Here is a 15,729-nt window from a genome sequence, read left to right as displayed (position 1 = left end):
TCCTGAGCCAGGATCAAACTCTCCAAAAAGATTGTTTGACTTGCTCATAATTAAAAATAAGAATTAACTTACTGGCATGTATTTTGTTCAGTTTTCAAAGATCAATTTCATCAACCGCCGTTTCAACAGCGACCTTTTTAATATACCATCTTTTCTCTTTCTTGTCAAAGCTTTTTTTAAACTTTTTCAAGTGATTGTGCGTCGCTGTTGTTTTGTCGTCATCAGCGACGCTTATTAATATACCAAGATTATTAAAAGCCGTCAACACTTTTTTAAAAAAATTTATTCTTTCATTAAACGATAGTGTCTATGGTAAATGCCATGTCCTTTCGTCTCTACCTTCTGCTCTTCAACAAATGACTTACCAACCAAATATTCTAATAAGCCGCTCAAATCTACTGCATAGTAGTTAATCTCCGGATGGTTTAAGAGATCTTGGAATGCCCACGATTCTTTTTCCTTTAGTATGGAAAGTAAATGAGCTGCCCCATTTTCTGTTTTCGAATGAATTAAAAAATCAATAGCAATGAAAAGAAGCTCTAGGCGCTTTTCTAACTCTTCATCGCTCGTTAATAACTCTTCATATAATTTATAAATCTCTGGTTCCATCTGCTTCACCTGCAGCCAAACGGTCACCTCAGGATAAAACCCATTTTCAATAACAGCAAGGCGGGCAAGATGATGCAGCGAATGCATGACATGGTTATAGGCATCTAAATGCTGGCCATTCCTAAAAAAGTCTCTTCCGTATGTCCATCTTCTAATTAACTTCGAAAACTCTATGGCCATTTTAATTTTCCGACCAAAAAAAGGAAACTCCCTCATTTCTTGTTTTACTTTATACACATATTCATTTCGGTCAAACAAGACCTTGCCGTGATAAAGCCATTCAATAAACTTTCTATTGTTACCAAGCAGCATCCATTCTTCTAATTGTGACTCTGTTACTATATAGAGCGCCGCTTTCTTATTCTCATATATATAGTGCTTTACGAAAACGGGCGTTTCAGCTTCTTTTACCATAATCAGCAAAATCACATCAAAGTTCTCCGTAAAGGATGGTTCGTTTTCTTTTTTTTCTACTACAATAACGCCGATTGTATTCTGTTGGCTTGTCCGTTCTTGGTAAAGCGGACGAAGGATATCCTCCATAGTAATTCCTCCAAACGCAGGTTTGTTCTATCTCTGTACTATCCCCATTATTTCGACAAAGAAGAATGAATCCCTCTAAAACTTTTAAATTTACGATATTCTACTGCTTCCCTATTTATAAATATGATATAGTTTATTTTTAGGAGGTTAAAGAAAATGGCTAAAAGTTACTCAAGTAAAATTAACCGGATACGTACATTCGCTCTTAGTTTAATTTTTATTGGCTTTATTATTATGTATGCAGGGATCTTCTTTAGACAATCTCCTTTTTGGATGACGCTATTTATGCTGCTTGGTTTATTGTCTATTATCGCTAGTACAGTCGTTTATTTTTGGATTGGCATGCTATCAACGAAAGCGGTTCAAGTTGTTTGTCCTAGTTGTGGCAAGCCGACAAAAATGCTTGGCCGAGTAGATATGTGTATGCATTGCAAAGAACCTCTTACACTAGACCAAAGTTTAGAAGGCAAGGAATTTGACGAAGGTTACAATCGAAAGAATAAATAAAAAAGAATTGTTCGTTTGACGAACAATTCTTTTTTAATGAACTTCCTTGCTTGTCGTACAATCCGGACACGTGCCGTATACCTCCATCCGATGATGGCTAACTTTAAACCCTGTCACATGCGATGCCAGTTGTTCTACTTCATCCAGGCCCGGGTAATGAAAATCAACAATCTTCCCGCATTCTTCACAAATCACATGATAATGATCCGTCGTCACGAAGTCGAAGCGGCTTGACGCATCTCCATACGTAAGCTCTTTTACTAAACCGACTTCACGGAATACACGTAGATTATTGTAGACTGTTGCTACGCTCATATTAGGAAATTTCCCTTCAAGCGCTTTGTATATATCGTCTGCTGTTGGGTGGGTCATAGATTGAATTAAAAATTCAAGTATCGCATGACGCTGAGGAGTAATACGGACTCCGGTCGCTTTCAATGTATCCAATGCTTCCTGTAGATGATTATGCTCATGAGACACCGTCATGCACCTCTTTTCTTTCTAAAAGGTATTATTATATTATAATCTTTATAAATAGTGTACTAATTCTTTCTATGCTTTGTCAATAAAAAAGAGGACTTTATAGGACATTTGACTCTAAACGTTCCAGGCTGCTGCCAAGCGCCCGCTTTTTTTACTGCTCACCTGTTTGCGGTACGCACTCTTTAAGGTGACCCCTGCTTTTCATCAGGTCTCGCATACTAAAAGACAAACGTTCCAATCAGCCTGGAAGCATGAAAATAAACACAGGAAAACAAAGTTTTATCTTATTAATATCCCTTTTGCGGATCGACTTTATTCTCATAATCCGTGCCATTTTGTTTATATATTTCCAGATTGTGCATAAATATTCTCAGAGCGCGCGGCACGTATTCACTCGTCACACTTGAAATATGAGGTGTAATCGTTACGTTCTCTTGACTCCACAGCGGATGATTGTCAGGAAGCGGTTCTTCCACAAAAACGTCTAGGTAAGCATGAGCGATTTCGTTGTTTTTCAACGCCTCCATCAAGACCTCTTCCTCGAGCAAGTCCCCTCGGCCAATATTAATAAAGGCAGCGGTTCCTTTCATTGCTTCAAAATCCTCTTTCTTTAGCAAATGTCTAGTTTCTTCTGTACTCGGCAGAATAGACACGATAAAATCTGCCTGCGGGAGAAGCGTAGACAACTTGTCCATCGTGTAGATGCGATCAAAATAGGCATTTTCATGGCCGCTGCGATTGACACCGGTCGTCTCCATTCGAAAAGCTTTAGCAAGCCGGGCAATCTCTGTACCGATTGCTCCTGTTCCCAGCATGAGCAAATGCTTGCCCGCTAACTCTCCGATCGACAGACGCTTGTTCCATGTTCTTTGCTCTTGAAGATCAAGCAATTCAGGGAACCGTTTTACATGGTTTAGCATGTACCCTATCGTAAACTCAGCCATCGGGATTTTATGTATGCCTCTTGCATTTGTGACTAAGATGCCTCTTTGTTGAATGGATTCAAAAGGCATTTTCTCCATACCTGCAGAGGCAACCATAATCCATTTCAGTTTCGGGCAGTGATCAATATGCTCTTTCGTCAAGTCCTCTCCGAACGTCACAATGACTTCTGCTTCCGCTAAACCTTCCGCTTCCTCGATAGACTTGTAATAGCTGAACGTTTCTTCAGGAAAAGCCGTGCTTAATTGATCTTGCCATGTCCGTGGAGGACGAAAAGTAAATAAAATCTTCAACTTTCTCCCTCCCTGCTTCTTATGATAAATTTTCTTTAATAAATTGGAGTGCTTCTTCCACGTGGCCTGCTACTTTTACTTTTCTCCACTCTTGAGCAAGCTTCCCTTCTGTATTAATCACAAAAGTGGAGCGTTCAATCCCCATATATTCCTTGCCAAAGTTCTTTTTCAGCTTCCAAACGTCATATAGCTCACACACTTTATGGTCTTCATCAGCAAGTAACAAAAACGGTAAATCATATTTATCAATAAACTTTTCATGGCGGGCAACCGGATCCGTGCTCACACCTAAAATTACTGTGTTCAAATCACTAAATTGATCATGCTTGTCACGAAAATCGCACGCTTGTGTCGTACAGCCTGGCGTCATATCTTTCGGATAAAAATAAAGTACCACATTTTTGCCTTTGTAATCAGACAACCCTACTTTTTCTCCATTGTTTGCTGTTAGTTGAAAATCTGGAGCTGCTTCTCCTATCTTTACAGTCATTTTCCTCTCTCCTTTACTTTAAATAAGATAATAACGAGATACATTCGTCTGAATTATCTTATTACTAGCGTAGCGGATGAGAAAAAATATGGCAAATAAATAATTAAGATTGTACATAAAGCCCCTTTATATATCGTTAGGCTAGTTAAAAGCGTTTGCCTTTCTAGGCGCAAAACCTGAAGAAGAGTGGAGTGAATATCAGAGTCACGGGCAACGAAGAAAGCGAACGTTTATCAATGTCCTAAATTACGTTGACTCTTTCTCTAACATCGTCCGCACAACGAAAGCAGTCGGAATAGTGTAGCCAATCCATGCTTCTACGAGAGCTACCCACCTTCCTGCCCCCTCGGGCACGATATCACCGTAGCCAACAGAAAAAAGCGTAATGCCGCTAAAATATAAGGAAGTAAAGAACCTGTCCAAAAAAGAAAACGGACTATGCACTTCCTCGGCCCAAATGGCATGTCCTTTGATCTCCAGCAAAGTATAAATCAGGGCAAAGCCTATCATAACCGTTAAATACAGGCATCCAAAATATAAAAAATAGTGCAAGGACAAGTAGCGGTGACGAGGCTGTCCAGGGATAAACATGCCTTTTATGCTCATCGTTAAGCAAATAACTACCGCACTAAACACAACACCAGTCATTTTCCCGCCTCCCCCTGTCCGCGCTTTTCTTCATATATACGTGGGAAATAATCTATTTATGATTAGCGGACTTTCATTGCCTAAATACCAGGGCAAGTCTAAAATGGATATGTATCTATCATCAAGGAGGGCTATTCATGCAACACACGAATTCTGAACAGCTTCACGAGGAAGCACTGAAACATATTGTCGGAGGGGTTAACAGTCCTTCGCGCTCTTATAAAGCAGTTGGCGGCGGTTCTCCTGTCGCTATGGAAAGAGGTAAAGGAGCTTATTTCTGGGATGTTGATGGTAATCAATATATCGATTACTTGGCGGCTTACGGTCCAATTATTACCGGTCACGCTCATCCTCACATTACGGAAGCCATCAAGAAAGCAGCTGAAAATGGAGTGCTGTATGGCACCCCAACACCTTATGAAGTCACATTTGCCAAAATGTTAAAAGAAGCCGTCCCAAGCATGGATAAGGTTCGCTTTGTCAACAGCGGAACAGAAGCCGTCATGACAACTATTCGTGTGGCTCGTGCTTATACTGGACGCGACAAAATTATTAAATTCGCCGGCTGCTATCATGGGCATTCTGATTTAGTATTAGTAGCTGCAGGTTCTGGCCCTTCCACATTGGGTACTCCTGATTCTGCCGGTGTACCAAAAAGTATTGCTCAAGAAGTCATTACTGTACCGTTTAATGAAACAGAACCGTTAAAAGAAGCATTGGAAAAATGGGGAGAAGAAATTGCGGCCGTCTTAATCGAACCGATTGTCGGCAACTTTGGTATCGTTGAACCGCAGCCAGGCTTCTTAGAGGAAGTAAAACAGCTCACACACGAAGCCGGTGCTTTGCTTATCTTTGATGAGGTCATTACTGGATTCCGCTTTATGTACGGAGGCGCTCAAAATTTATTGAACATCACGCCTGATTTAACAGCTATGGGAAAAATTATCGGCGGCGGCTTACCGATCGGCGCTTATGGCGGCCGTAAAGAAATCATGGAAGAAGTAGCGCCACTCGGGCCTGCCTACCAAGCAGGCACAATGGCCGGTAATCCTGCCTCCATGCTTGCAGGGATTGCTTGCCTTGAAGTGCTGCAAAAAGAAGGAGTATACGAGGAATTAGACCGTCTTGGCGCTATCCTTGAGGAAGGAATTTTAGCATCGGCTAAAAAGTATGGTACTCCGATTACGATCAACCGTTTAAAAGGCGCTTTAACCATTTATTTTACGACTGAAAAGGTCGTTAATTATGAGCAAGCAGAAGCAACAGATGGAGAAATGTTTGGCCGTTTCTTTAAATTAATGCTTTCTCAAGGCATTCATCTTGCCCCTTCTAAATATGAAGCATGGTTTTTAACAACGGAGCATACAGATGAAGATGTCGAGAAAACGTTACAAGCAGTAGATTTTGCTTTTTCTCAATTGCGTTAAGTGATATAATCTTCACCTAATACACTTATCTGAGAAAGGAATCATTTTATTTATGAAGCTGGGTGCACGAATTTTTAAAACGGGCATTGCGATTGTTCTAGCGCTATTTGTATCGACGCTATTAGGCCTGCCTTCCCCGGTTTTCGCAGGCATTTCGGCAGTGTTTGCCATTCAGCCTACTATTTATCGTTCTTATTTAACTTTAATTCAACAAGTGCAGGCAAATATCATAGGAGCTGCGATCGGCATTTCGTTCGTTCTTTTATTCGGTAATCACATTGTATTTGTGGGGCTGGCAGCGATTGTTGCCTTAATCATCATGGTAAAGCTGCATCTAGAAAAATCCATCGGCCTGGCACTCGTTACGTTAATGGTGATTATGGAGCTGCAGAATGAGCACTTTGTTCAATTCTCTTTGATTCGCTTTGTAACCATTATGATTGGGGTATTAGCCGCTTCTGCTGTTAACTTAATTTTTCTCCCTCCCAAATACGAAACAAAGCTCTTTAGCCAGATTAACCACGTAACCGAGGATACATTAAAATGGATTCGTCTAAGCTTGCGGACCGGAACAGATTACCACGTTCTGAAAAAGGATATTAGTAAAATCCGTGAACGGCTCATCACCATTGATAATTTCTATTTAATGTATAAAGAGGATCGCGGAACACTGAAACGCAATCTCACTTCTAAAAAACGAAAAATGGTTCTATATCGCAAAATGATTTTAGCTACTCGCAGAAGCTACGATATCCTGAGAAGGATGAATCAATTTGAAAATGACATCTCTCTTTTAACTCCGGATTTACAAAAGACGCTCGTCGATTATCTTGATTCGCTAATGAGCTACCACGAACATTTGCTTTTGCGATTCGTTGGCAAAGTAAAGACAACGGTCGAGATAGAGGACGTCTTTGAATTGGGGGTAGACCGGGAACAATTCATGTCTTTGTTTACCGCTGAAATAAAATCAAGCACCTCTGAGGAAGATAATTTTTCTGTCCATCTGCTCCATCTCCTTTCCTCTGTTTTAGAATATGGAGAAAATCTGGAGCACTTGGACCAGCTCATTACAAGCTTTTCAAAGTTTCACCCAGATGATAAGCTTCCTGAATTTGAAGAAGACGAATAAAACCCAGCTGTTTGTGGCAGCTGGGTTTTTCATTTAATTTTTCATACGTGGATCGAGGGCATCACGAAGCCCGTCACCCATTAAGTTAAATCCTAAGACCGTTAGCATAATCGCAATACCTGGGAAAAACACGGTCCATGGCGCCTGCATAATAAAGTCTTTTGAATCCGCTAACATTTTTCCCCACTCCGGTGTCGGCGGCTGGGCTCCCATACCGAGGAACCCGAGAGCCGCTGCTTCAATAATCGCTGTTGCAATCGCCAGCGTTCCTTGAACAATAATAGGAGCAAGGCTGTTCGGCAAAACATGATGAAGCAAAATCCGGCTGTCTTTCATTCCAATCGCTTTCGCTGCTGTAATATATTCTTCTTCTTTAACGGTCAGCACTTTAGAGCGGACAAGCCGGCCGAATGTCGGCACGTTAATGATAGCAATCGCAATTAAGGCGTTTTGTAAAGATGGGCCAAGCATTGCCACAACCGCGATAGCAAGCAAAATACTTGGAAAAGCAAGCAAGATATCAAACAGCCGAGAAATAATAGTGTCTATCCATCTGCCATAATAACCAGCAATAATCCCAAGGCTTGATCCAACAATGACAGAACCAGCCACGGAAATAAACCCTACCCATAAAGAGATACGAGCCCCGTACACGACACGGCTAAAAATGTCACGGCCAAATTCATCCGTTCCAAACCAGTGGTCTGAAGAAGGCGGCAAATGCTTGTTCTCCAATGCTGTTTCTTTAAACCCATAAGGAGCAATTAAATCAGCTAAGATCGCCAACAAAATGAAAAAGGAAACAAGAACCGCACCGAATAAAGCTGCCTTGTTTTTTCGAAACCTCCGCCAGACATCAACCCACGGTGAAACCGTTTTTTCTTCCTGGTTTACGTTCACTTCAGGTCCAGACGGAGGCAACTGAGTCTGTTCTACAATTTCTGACATATACACGTCCTCCTTTAACGGTATTTAATCCTCGGATCAATTGTGGCATATAACAAATCAACTATGAGGTTAATGCAAACAAAGATAGCAGCAACGACTAAGATCCCTGACTGAATAACGGGGTAATCACGAAACTGAATCGCGGAATAAATGTAGTTGCCAATTCCCGGCCATCCAAAAATCGTTTCCGTTAAGATGGCACCGCCCAACAGCAGTCCCGTCTGTAAACCGATAATCGTTAAAATAGGAATAAATGCATTTCGCAAAGAATGTTTGTATACGACCTTCAACATACTCATTCCTTTTGCTCTTGCTGTCCGAATGTAGTCGGAACGCATAACCTCCAGCATACTAGAACGGGTAATCCTCGCAATAATAGCCATTGGAATGGTGGCTAAGGCGACACCAGGTAAAATTAAATGCCTAATCACCTCGAAGAACTGATCAACACGCCCCTGCAAAAGTGTGTCCATCAAATATAAGTGAGTAATGGCTGTGACGGGATCACGAATATTATCTCGTCCTGTCGTTGGCAATAAATCAAGCTTTATAGAAAAGACATACTGCTCCATTAACCCAAGCCAAAAGATCGGCATGGATACACCAACTAAAGCTAATACCATTAATAAATAGTCAAACCATGAGTTTTGAAACCATGCAGAGATAATACCAGCATTAACACCGACAATAACGGCAATAATCATAGCGAACAAAGCGAGCTCGATCGTAGCAGCTAGATAAGGCCAAATTTCTTCACTGATCGGACTTCTCGTTCTAAATGATTCTCCGAGATCACCCGTGATAAGATTTTTTAAATAATCGATAAACTGAATGTATAATGGCCGATCCAGCCCCATTTCTTTCGTCAGAGCGGCTACCGCTTCCGGTGATGCTTGCTGCCCTAGCAGAATTTGCGCCGGGCTGCCAGGAATAGCGTGTATAAGGGAAAAAACAATCAACGTCATTCCTAATAGAACCGGAATCAGCATGGATAAACGCCGAATTGTATAAGCAAACATGATGCCCTCACCTGCTTTCAGTAATTAATTCTTGTTTCCTTTCGTCGAAAAATAGAGGAGGAGCTTGATCGCTCCCCCTCCTTTTCTCATTTAATCGATACATCCCCCATTGGTTGTGAACCTGTTGGATGTGGGAAAAAGCCTTCAATTGTACTTTTTCCTGCCAACAATGGAGTGGAGTGAGCTAATGGCACCCAAGGAGCGTCTTCATGGATGATTTCTTGCGCTTTTTTATACAATTCTGCACGCTTTGCTTCATCTGTTTCCGCTTGCGCATCTAGTAGAAGCTTATGAACTTCTTCATTTGCATAGCGGGAATAGTTATTAGAACCGATCGCATCTTTATCAAGGAGTGTGTAGAGGAAGTTGTCAGCATCCCCGTTATCACCTGTCCAGCCAAGCATGAACAGTGAAGATTCACCAGCCTGTACCTTTTCAAGATAAGTTGCCCATTCCATTGTGACAATGTTTGCTTTTACACCAATTTTCTCAAAGTCAGCTTGCAGAGCTTCCGCCACTTTTTGTCCATTCGGCATGTATGGACGCGGCACTGGCATTGCCCATAAATCTACTTTAAAGCCATCTTTGTAGCCAGCTTCTGCTAACAATTTCTTTGCTTTTTCAAGATCAAATTCATAATCTTTCACTTCATCGTTATAGCCGTTAAGAGTTGGCGGCATTGGATTTTTAGCTGGTTCAGCTGTGCCTTCATAGAAGTTTTTGATTAAAGCCTCTTTATTGACAGCATGGCTGATAGCCTGACGTACTTTTGGATTGTTGAACGGCTCTTTCTCTACATTAAAGCCAAGATAACCTACGTTTAGAGATGGTCTTTCGAATAACTGCAGGTTTTTATCACTCTTTACTTTTTCAGCATCGCTTGGATTCAAACCGTCAATTAAATCTACTTCCCCTTTAATAAGGGCATTTAAGCGGGCAGAGTTATCCTCAATGACTTTGAAAATCATCTTATCGACTTTCGGCTCGCCGTCTTTGCGATAATCTTCGTTTTTCACGAGAGTAATGGTATCGTTGCGCTTCCAGCTTTCAAATTTAAACGGACCCGTACCAACTGGGTTTTCTCCGTATTTATCTCCATATTTCTCAATAGCAGCTGGGCTGGAAATAGCAAATGGTGACATTGCTAAGTTTTTCAAGAATGGTGCTTGCGGCTTATTCAGTGTAAAAATGACTTTATTGTTACCATCAGCTTTTACTTCTTTAATAATCGCTGTTTCACTGCCTTTGAAACCACCAAATTGAGAAGCAAAATAAGCAAACTTTGCTTCATCATTGCTCGTTAGCCATCTTTCTACGTTTTTCACAACAGCTTCTGCATTAAAGTCTGTGCCATCATGAAACTTGACGCCTTCTTCAAGCTCAAACGTATACGTTAAGCCGTCCTCAGATATATCCCATTTCTTTGCAAGTCCCGGAACTATATCCGTCGTTTCTTTATCAAAGTTTACGAGTGTTTCATATACTTGCTCGGCAATAATTAATGACTCTCCATCTGTTACAATGGCAGGATCAAGAGAAACAGAATCTCCCCCGCGGCCATAAATTAATGTTCCGCCTCCGTCTGCACTTTCTCCTCCTCCTTTGCTTCCACCGCCATCAGATGAGTTTGATGAACAGCCGATCAGTGCCATAGAGAGCACTAACAGGAATGATAATATCCCCAAAAGCCTCTTTTTCATTTTTCTTCCCCCTTATATCTCTAGATTTATAATTACATCTGTTCGTCATACAAATGACAAGCAGCGTAATGACCTGGTTCTACTTCTTTAAAAGCAGGTCGGACCGAGGCACACCTTTCCATCACTTTTGGACAGCGCAAGTGAAAAGGACAGCCAGTTGGCGGATTCGCCGGACTCGGTACATCCCCTTTAAGAACAATTCTTTCTTTTTTAACATTAACATCCGGGATGGGTACCGCTGATAACAGCGCTTCTGTATAGGGATGCTTCGGTGAATCATATAATGCTTCACTGTCTGCAAGCTCCATCATTTGCCCTAAATACATGACACCGACACGGTCACTTATATGACGGACAACACCTAAATCATGCGCGATAAATAAATATGTAAGCCCAAACTCCTTCTGTAAATCCTGCAATAGATTTAATACTTGTGCTTGAATAGAAACATCAAGAGCAGACACTGGTTCATCTGCCACAATGAGTTTGGGATGAACAGCAAGAGCTCTCGCAATGCCGATACGCTGGCGCTGCCCGCCAGAAAATTGGTGAGGATAGCGCTTGGCATGCCAGCTGCTTAGCCCAACTGTTTCCAGCAGCTCCCGAACTCGCTTCTTTCGTTCCTCTTTGCTCTTTACGCCATGAACGATCAGCGGCTCTTCCAGAATTTTTTCTACTGTATGACGCGGATTCAGCGACGCAAACGGGTCCTGAAACACCATTTGGATTTCTTTGCGCATCTTTCTCATTTCTTCTTTTGACAGCTTCGTCAAATCCTGTCCGTCAAATTCAATGGTTCCTTCCGTCGGTTCAAGCAGACGAAGAAGCATCCGGCCAGTCGTGGACTTGCCGCAACCGCTTTCACCGACAAGTCCAAGCGTCTCGCCCTTTTTAATATAAAAAGAAATGTCATCCACAGCTTTCACTTCTCCGACTTGACGTCCAAACAAGCCTCCGTGGATGGGAAAAAACTTTTTCAAGTTCTCCACTTTTAATAGCGTTTCCGTCATACAATATACTCCTTTTCCTCTTCATACAGCCAACAGCGGACTTTTTGTCCATTTGGCAACGCTTTCAATTCTGGTTTTTCTTTCAAGCATTTTTCATGAGCTTGGCTGCAACGCGGAGCAAATTGACAGCCGATCTTTAAACTGCCCGGCTTAGGCACGTTTCCTGGTATAGAGAACAATCGATCTTTTTTTCTGCGCATGTCAGGAACTGATCGAAGCAGGCCTATGGTGTATGGATGGGACGGATGATTAAAAATAGACTCAACTGTGCCTTCCTCTACAATTTTTCCGGCGTACATAACGATCACCCGCTGACAAAGTTCAGCGACAACTCCTAAGTCGTGCGTAATCATCATAATCGCTGTATTCGTTTCTTCGTTCAGTTTTTTCATTAGTTCTAAGATTTGGGCTTGAATCGTCACATCAAGCGCTGTCGTAGGCTCATCTGCGATTAGTATTTGCGGGTTGCAGATCATGGCCATCGCGATCATGACACGCTGTCTCATTCCTCCAGACAATTGATGAGGATATTCATTGATCAGCTCATCTGCTCGAGCCAGTCCCACTTTTTTCAGGGCAGCAATCGCTTGCTGTGCAGCCTCTTTCTTAGATAGTTTCTTATTATGCAGCCTTAGCGCTTCAGTCAATTGGCTGCCGATTGTAAATAATGGATTCAAACTCGTCATCGGTTCTTGAAAGATCATAGCGATATCATTGCCGCGTATTTGGCGCATTCGCTTGTCAGAAGCTTGTGTTAGATTTTCCCCTTTGTATAAAATCTCTCCTTCTACTTTGCTTGTCAAAGCCGGAACGAGACCCATAATAGATAAAGAAGTGACGCTTTTTCCACACCCTGATTCCCCTACTATGCCAAGCACTTCCCCTGCATGGACATGGAAATCCACTTCGTTTACTACAGTTACTGGACCATCATCTGTTAAAAAAGAAGTTTTCAATCTTTTTACATCTAGTACAGGAGTAGCCATAACTTCTCCCCCCTTTTTATCTATGAAGTTAGTTTACAAAATTATGACTCTTTTACTAAATTTAAAAGTATTGTAACAATTTTCTTTTTGAATGTCTATTCAATTTTTAAAACAGCCATTTAAAAAGCCTGGAGAATAGCTCTCCAGGCTTTCCATTTAAGCATCTAGCTGCTGTACTTGGAAAAGGCGATAATATCCACCTTTTTTCTTCATTAACTCATCATGAGTACCGCTTTCGACAATCCGGCCATGCTCAATTAATACAATTCGGTCGGCATGGGTAATGGTGGAAAGACGATGAGCGACGATAAAAGTAGTCCGATCTTTGGCCAACTTCTCCATCGCTCCTTGAATTAAGTGCTCGCTTTCTAAATCTAAAGCGGAAGTCGCTTCGTCCAATATGAGGATCGGCGGGTTTTTCAAAAACACCCTGGCAATGGCGACCCGCTGCTTTTGGCCACCCGATAGCTTCACGCCTCTTTCTCCTACTTTTGTATCGTATCCTTGCGGAAGACTCATAATGAAATCATGAGCATTTGCCGCTTTAGCAGCTGCTATGACTTCTTCTTCTGTGGCATGAGGCTTACCCAATAAAATATTGCTTTTCACCGATTCACTAAAGAGGATATTATCTTGCAAAACCATGCCGATATGATCTCTTAAACTACGAACTTTAACGTCACGTACATCGGTGCCATCCAATAAAATTCGGCCTGACGTTACATCATAAAAACGTGGAATTAAACTAACAAGCGAAGATTTCCCACCGCCGCTCATCCCAACTAAGGCAACGGTTTCCCCTGCTTTAACGTCTAACTGAATGTCGTGCAGAACCTCTTCCTCGTTTTCATCATAAGCAAAATCAACGCGATCGAACACAATATGCCCTTTTACATTGCTTACCTCTTTAGCCGCTTCTCTATCGGTTATATCATACTTTTCATCAAGTAGTTCAAATACACGATCCATTGAAGCAATCGACTGTGTCATCGTAGTTGATGAGTTAACAAGCCTACGCAGCGGATTGTATAAGCGATCCACATAAGCGATAAATGCAGCCATCGTTCCAACTGTTAATTCTCCATGAATCACCTGATATCCCGCATAACCAACGACAAGCAGCGGCGCAATATCCGTTATCGTGTTGACGACGGCAAAGGCCTTTGCATTCCACCTTGTATGATCAAGCGCCCTTCTTAAGAAGTTCTTATTCTGTGCTTCAAATTGGGTCTGTTCGTAGTCTTCAATCGCAAAACTTTTAATGACCGACATCCCTTGAACCCGCTCATGAAGATAGCTCTGAACCTCTGCAAGGGCTTGAGAGCGAACCCTAGTTAATTTTCGTAAGTTACCAAAGAAATACCGGACCGACAGACCGTAAAATGGGAAGACAATCAAGGAGACGATCGTTAATTTCACATCCATTGTGAGCATAATAATAATAGCTATTAAAATGGTGGCTCCATCCAGCCAGACATTCATCAGACCAGTAATAACAAAATTCTTTGTTTGCTCTACGTCGTTAATCACCCGAGAAATAATTTCTCCAGCGCGCGTATTAGCATAGTATTTAAAGCTCAGCTTTTGAATATGTGAAAATAAGCCGTCACGAATATCGTAAAGAATTTTACTGCCTGTCCACTGGGCAAAATACTGCCGGTAATACTCAATAGGCGGACGCAATACGATAAATAAAACAAACATGCCGCCGAGGATCATCAGCAATTGATGCTGTTTTTCTGCGGTGGTCATACTGCCATTGCCGACAATGTCATCAATCACATATTTAATTAATACTGGTATTAATAATGGAATTCCAAACTTGATAATACCAATCAGCAGCGTACCAATAATTTGCCATCCGTATGGCTTTACAAACTGCATATAGCGTTTGATTGCATCCACTATTTTCCCCCCTCTATACAAAATAAGAAAAAACCTGTTGAAAACTCAACAGGCGCCGTTTCTTCTATCGAGATATCAGCCTCGGTGCGTCAAATATTTTCCGTACCATTTATCGATAAAATTCGGTGAAAACGGACCTTGACGCTGGCGGATTAACTGAATTAAGTGATCCACATTGCGCCTTAAAATTTTATCAATAACTTCCGGATAGTTCATCTTTTTACTGTGCTGTTCATACTCATCTTCATCTAACAAAATGTATGACATATCCGGAAATACTTTCACATCGAGATCATAGTCAATATATTTAAGCGCTTCCTGATCATATACAAATGGAGAGCTAATATTGCAATAATAATAGATACCATCCGTTCTTAACATGCCGATAACATTAAACCATTGCCTGGCATGGAAATAACAGATAGCCGGTTCCCTCGTAATCCACGTTCGTCCGTCTGACTCCGTAACAACCGTATGGTCGTTGCCGCCAATCACAAGATTATTCGTTGCTTTTAAGACTATGGTCTCTTCCCAAATACGATGAATGTGCCCGTCATGTTTATAACTATGGATTTGGATGGATTCACCCGCTGTGGGAATCGCCATGATTTTCCCCTACCTTCATTCCAAGCTATTTGCCTTTACTTTTTCCTTTATGTGAATAAATAAACGTTTATATTCCACTATTATAACGATTTAAAAAGGAAATTGAAACAAAAGAGGTGGAAGAATAAGAAAAGGATAAAGAAATTTCCTCTATTTTAATACTCTGTTATATTTAGAAATTAATTTCGCTGCCATCCTATTTCGAAAAGAGAAAAGGACTGTTAGCCGCTATAGCGGTAGACAGTCCTTTTCTTTGTGTTGGTGACTCTTATTGGTTTCTAGGAGCTTGTTGGTTTTTACGAGCTTGAGATTGAGCGTTTTGTTGTCTCACTTGCTGAGCATCTGTTTCAGCTCCAAACTCAGTACCAAAGTTTGCAGGTTGACCTGCAGCAGAAGCCGCGTTGCGTTGTCTTACTTCATTTACATCTGTACCAGCTTGTGTACGTTGTCTGTTGTTTGGTTGGTTTGCCATCATTATCAC

16 protein-coding genes are annotated in these 15,729 nt (G+C 41.5%); 3 read left to right on the top strand and 13 right to left on the bottom strand.

Annotation, left to right across the window (positions count from 1 at the left end; genetic code table 11):
* Nucleotides 1-282 precede the first annotated feature (282 nt).
* Nucleotides 283-1,152, bottom strand: coding sequence for a nucleotidyltransferase-like protein (locus AC623_RS03175; protein WP_049660506.1), 870 nt, complete (start codon nucleotides 1,150-1,152; stop codon nucleotides 283-285).
* Nucleotides 1,153-1,308: 156 nt separating this feature from the next.
* On the opposite strand from AC623_RS03175, the gene AC623_RS03170 reads away from it, so the two are divergent.
* The gene (locus AC623_RS03170) at nucleotides 1,309-1,659 is read left to right on the top strand and encodes a YgzB family protein (protein WP_049660505.1); all 351 of its coding nucleotides are present in this window, start codon (nucleotides 1,309-1,311) and stop codon (nucleotides 1,657-1,659) included.
* 33 nt (nucleotides 1,660-1,692) lie between these two features.
* On the opposite strand, the gene perR is transcribed toward AC623_RS03170, so the two are convergent.
* The 4 genes from perR to AC623_RS03150 all read right to left on the bottom strand — a co-directional run bounded on the left by perR (nucleotide 1,693) and on the right by AC623_RS03150 (nucleotide 4,515).
* A complete protein-coding gene (gene perR / locus AC623_RS03165; protein ID WP_077247416.1) occupies nucleotides 1,693-2,145 on the bottom strand; it encodes a peroxide-responsive transcriptional repressor PerR in 453 nt (150 codons plus the stop codon).
* A 284-nt stretch (nucleotides 2,146-2,429) separates the two neighbouring features.
* Nucleotides 2,430-3,377, bottom strand: a complete 948-nt coding sequence (locus AC623_RS03160) for a D-2-hydroxyacid dehydrogenase (protein ID WP_049660499.1) — start codon at nucleotides 3,375-3,377, stop codon at nucleotides 2,430-2,432.
* 19 nt (nucleotides 3,378-3,396) lie between these two features.
* On the bottom strand, nucleotides 3,397-3,867 hold the full coding sequence (gene bcp / locus AC623_RS03155) for a thioredoxin-dependent thiol peroxidase (RefSeq protein WP_049660498.1): 471 nt from the start codon (nucleotides 3,865-3,867) through the stop codon (nucleotides 3,397-3,399).
* A gap of 246 nt (nucleotides 3,868-4,113) precedes the next feature.
* Complete coding sequence (locus AC623_RS03150; protein WP_049660496.1) at nucleotides 4,114-4,515, bottom strand: potassium channel family protein; 402 nt, start codon at nucleotides 4,513-4,515, stop codon at nucleotides 4,114-4,116.
* Nucleotides 4,516-4,652: 137 nt separating this feature from the next.
* Between AC623_RS03150 and AC623_RS03145 the strand changes: the two genes are divergently transcribed.
* Nucleotides 4,653-5,942: a glutamate-1-semialdehyde 2,1-aminomutase gene (locus AC623_RS03145; RefSeq protein WP_049660495.1), complete on the top strand. Its 1,290-nt coding sequence runs from the start codon at nucleotides 4,653-4,655 to the stop codon at nucleotides 5,940-5,942.
* Between the two features lie 52 nt (nucleotides 5,943-5,994).
* Complete coding sequence (locus AC623_RS03140) at nucleotides 5,995-7,074, top strand: FUSC family protein (protein ID WP_049660491.1); 1,080 nt, start codon at nucleotides 5,995-5,997, stop codon at nucleotides 7,072-7,074.
* A gap of 33 nt (nucleotides 7,075-7,107) precedes the next feature.
* On the opposite strand, the gene AC623_RS03135 is transcribed toward AC623_RS03140, so the two are convergent.
* From AC623_RS03135 to AC623_RS03100, 8 genes are all read right to left on the bottom strand, one after another.
* A complete protein-coding gene (locus tag AC623_RS03135) occupies nucleotides 7,108-8,022 on the bottom strand; it encodes an ABC transporter permease (RefSeq protein WP_049660489.1) in 915 nt (304 codons plus the stop codon).
* Nucleotides 8,023-8,036: 14 nt separating this feature from the next.
* Entirely contained in the window at nucleotides 8,037-9,041 is a 1,005-nt protein-coding gene (locus tag AC623_RS03130; protein ID WP_049660486.1) for an ABC transporter permease, read from the bottom strand.
* 86 nt (nucleotides 9,042-9,127) lie between these two features.
* The gene (locus AC623_RS03125) at nucleotides 9,128-10,741 is read right to left on the bottom strand and encodes an ABC transporter substrate-binding protein (protein ID WP_049660484.1); all 1,614 of its coding nucleotides are present in this window, start codon (nucleotides 10,739-10,741) and stop codon (nucleotides 9,128-9,130) included.
* Nucleotides 10,742-10,773: 32 nt separating this feature from the next.
* The gene (locus AC623_RS03120; RefSeq protein WP_049660482.1) at nucleotides 10,774-11,751 is read right to left on the bottom strand and encodes an ABC transporter ATP-binding protein; all 978 of its coding nucleotides are present in this window, start codon (nucleotides 11,749-11,751) and stop codon (nucleotides 10,774-10,776) included.
* Complete coding sequence (locus AC623_RS03115; protein WP_049660478.1) at nucleotides 11,748-12,737, bottom strand: ABC transporter ATP-binding protein; 990 nt, start codon at nucleotides 12,735-12,737, stop codon at nucleotides 11,748-11,750. Before AC623_RS03115 ends, AC623_RS03120 begins: the two co-directional genes overlap by 4 nt.
* A 156-nt stretch (nucleotides 12,738-12,893) precedes the next feature.
* Nucleotides 12,894-14,642, bottom strand: coding sequence for an ABC transporter ATP-binding protein (locus tag AC623_RS03110; RefSeq protein WP_049660476.1), 1,749 nt, complete (start codon nucleotides 14,640-14,642; stop codon nucleotides 12,894-12,896).
* A gap of 75 nt (nucleotides 14,643-14,717) precedes the next feature.
* Nucleotides 14,718-15,248, bottom strand: coding sequence for a nucleoside tri-diphosphate phosphatase (gene ntdP / locus AC623_RS03105; RefSeq protein WP_049660473.1), 531 nt, complete (start codon nucleotides 15,246-15,248; stop codon nucleotides 14,718-14,720).
* 268 nt (nucleotides 15,249-15,516) lie between these two features.
* On the bottom strand, nucleotides 15,517-15,720 hold the full coding sequence (locus AC623_RS03100; protein WP_049660472.1) for a gamma-type small acid-soluble spore protein: 204 nt from the start codon (nucleotides 15,718-15,720) through the stop codon (nucleotides 15,517-15,519).
* Nucleotides 15,721-15,729: the final 9 nt, after the last annotated feature.

It is taken from the genome of Bacillus sp. FJAT-27231 (genome assembly GCF_001183975.1).
In the GTDB taxonomy this organism is placed as follows: domain Bacteria; phylum Bacillota; class Bacilli; order Bacillales; family Domibacillaceae; genus Pseudobacillus; species Pseudobacillus wudalianchiensis.
Note: the sequence above shows the minus strand (reverse complement) of the source record. Positions and strands in the feature narration are given on the sequence as shown.

Excerpts from the sequence above, each read along its gene's own strand:
- AC623_RS03140 (WP_049660491.1), top strand. The coding sequence starts at position 5,995 with ATGAAGCTGGGTGCACGAATTTTTAAAACGGGCATTGCGATTGTTCTA.
- AC623_RS03130 (WP_049660486.1), bottom strand. The coding sequence starts at position 9,041 with ATGTTTGCTTATACAATTCGGCGTTTATCCATGCTGATTCCGGTTCTA.
- AC623_RS03170 (WP_049660505.1), top strand. The coding sequence starts at position 1,309 with ATGGCTAAAAGTTACTCAAGTAAAATTAACCGGATACGTACATTCGCT.
- AC623_RS03150 (WP_049660496.1), bottom strand. The coding sequence starts at position 4,515 with ATGACTGGTGTTGTGTTTAGTGCGGTAGTTATTTGCTTAACGATGAGC.
- ntdP (WP_049660473.1), bottom strand. The coding sequence starts at position 15,248 with ATGGCGATTCCCACAGCGGGTGAATCCATCCAAATCCATAGTTATAAA.
- AC623_RS03145 (WP_049660495.1), top strand. The coding sequence starts at position 4,653 with ATGCAACACACGAATTCTGAACAGCTTCACGAGGAAGCACTGAAACAT.
- AC623_RS03125 (WP_049660484.1), bottom strand. The coding sequence starts at position 10,741 with ATGAAAAAGAGGCTTTTGGGGATATTATCATTCCTGTTAGTGCTCTCT.
- AC623_RS03135 (WP_049660489.1), bottom strand. The coding sequence starts at position 8,022 with ATGTCAGAAATTGTAGAACAGACTCAGTTGCCTCCGTCTGGACCTGAA.
- AC623_RS03100 (WP_049660472.1), bottom strand. The coding sequence starts at position 15,720 with ATGGCAAACCAACCAAACAACAGACAACGTACACAAGCTGGTACAGAT.
- AC623_RS03175 (WP_049660506.1), bottom strand. The coding sequence starts at position 1,152 with ATGGAGGATATCCTTCGTCCGCTTTACCAAGAACGGACAAGCCAACAG.
- AC623_RS03120 (WP_049660482.1), bottom strand. The coding sequence starts at position 11,751 with ATGACGGAAACGCTATTAAAAGTGGAGAACTTGAAAAAGTTTTTTCCC.
- bcp (WP_049660498.1), bottom strand. The coding sequence starts at position 3,867 with ATGACTGTAAAGATAGGAGAAGCAGCTCCAGATTTTCAACTAACAGCA.
- AC623_RS03115 (WP_049660478.1), bottom strand. The coding sequence starts at position 12,737 with ATGGCTACTCCTGTACTAGATGTAAAAAGATTGAAAACTTCTTTTTTA.
- perR (WP_077247416.1), bottom strand. The coding sequence starts at position 2,145 with ATGACGGTGTCTCATGAGCATAATCATCTACAGGAAGCATTGGATACA.